Below are 242 nucleotides of genomic sequence, written 5' to 3' on the forward strand. Positions count from 1 at the left end.
TTCGGCTCCTATCAAGGAGACTGGTATGCTCTTGTTGAATACAATGGAGAAATCGGATGGGTTAATGGATCTTATGGCTCATGTTCTGGATGCGATGCCTTTGAGTATGAGTTTGGCTTCAGTGGATACAGCGGTGGCGACGGGTTTTGGGACTACGAAACGGATCAATACCGCGCGCCAACCGATGAAGAGCAGGCCGCATATCAAGGTAGGTCTTCCCGAAGTCGGCCAACTTTGCTTGA

At 50.0% G+C, this 242-nt stretch carries 1 protein-coding gene; it reads left to right on the forward strand.

Features of this window, described 5'->3' with window-relative positions; all coding sequences use genetic code 11:
- Positions 1–25: 25 nt before the first annotated feature.
- Positions 26–242 (forward strand): hypothetical protein (locus RMT89_RS45080; protein ID WP_315889542.1); only part of this gene is annotated, 217 nt, incomplete at its 3' end.

It is taken from the genome of Streptomyces sp. P17 (genome assembly GCF_032436805.1).
Classification (GTDB): domain Bacteria; phylum Actinomycetota; class Actinomycetes; order Streptomycetales; family Streptomycetaceae; genus Streptomyces.